General features: G+C 67.9%; 1 protein-coding gene. It reads left to right on the plus strand.

Going from position 1 to position 1,235, the window contains the following annotated elements:
* Window positions 1–25 precede the first annotated feature (25 nt).
* Entirely contained in the window at window positions 26–1,228 is a 1,203-nt protein-coding gene (locus tag AC04L7_RS18995) for an amino acid aminotransferase (RefSeq protein WP_435999024.1), read from the plus strand.
* The last annotated feature ends 7 nt before the right edge of the window (window positions 1,229–1,235 follow it).

Consider the following 1,235-nt stretch of genomic DNA (forward strand, 5'->3'; position numbering starts at 1 on the left):
CTCATCCACCAACGGTCCCCACTCCGTGTCTCTTTTTGCATCCGTAGAACTCGTACCCGGCGATCCCATCCTGGGGTTGACCGAGGCGTACAACGCCGATCCCCGCACCCGGAAGGTCAATCTCGGCGTCGGCATCTATTACGACGAACAGGGGCGCATTCCCCTGCTCGACTGCGTCCGCCAGGTGGAGCAGGCGCTGGCCGCCGAGGGCAAACCGCGCGGCTACCTGCCGATCGACGGCCTGGCCGCCTATGACACCGCCACCCGCGAACTGGTGTTCGGCAAGGACTCCGGCCTGGTCGCTGCCGGCCGCGTCGCCACGACCCAGACCGTGGGCGGCAGCGGCGCGCTGCGCGTGGGCGCGGACCTGCTGAAGAAGCTGCTGCCGCACGCGACCATCGCGATCAGCAACCCGAGCTGGGAAAACCATCGCGCGGTGTTCGGCGCGGCGGGTTTCGACATCGTCGACTACACCTACTTCGACGACGCCACGCATGGGCTGGACTTTGCCGGCATGCTCGCCGACCTGGGCAAGCTGGAGCCCGGTACCGTCGTGCTGCTGCATGCCTGCTGCCACAACCCCACCGGCGCCGACCTGACGGTCGCTCAATGGACCCAGGTCGCGGCGCTGATGAAGGACCGCGGACTGTTCCCCTTCATCGACATGGCCTACCAGGGCTTCGACAAGGGCATCGCCGAGGATGGCGCGGCCGTGCGCATCGTCGCCGAGGCCGGCATCGACAGCTTCATCGTCGCCAACTCGTACTCCAAGTCGTTTTCGCTGTACGGCGAGCGCGTGGGCGCGCTGTCGGTGGTCGGTCCGGATTCCGCGGCCACCAAGGCCGTGCAGTCGCAGGTCAAGCGCATCATCCGCACCATTTATTCGAGCCCGTCGACGCATGGCGCGGCGCTTGTCGCGGGCGTACTCGCGAGCAGCGAACTGCGCGCGCTGTGGGAACGCGAGCTGGGCGGCATGCGCGAGCGCATCCACGCGCTGCGTGCCGGTCTCGTGGACAAGCTGGCCGCCCTCGGCGCGCCGGACTTCGCCTTCATCCAGCAGCAGGCCGGCATGTTTTCCTACTCCGGCCTGAGCAAGGCCCAGGTGGACAGGCTGCGCGACGAGTTCGGCATCTATGCGGTCGGGACCGGTCGCATCTGCGTGGCCGCGCTGAACCAGCAGAACCTGGCGTACGTGGCGGAAGCGGTGCGCACGGTCAGCCGCGGCTGACCGATAC

It is taken from the genome of Pseudoxanthomonas sp. LjRoot204_2, from assembly GCF_056175765.1.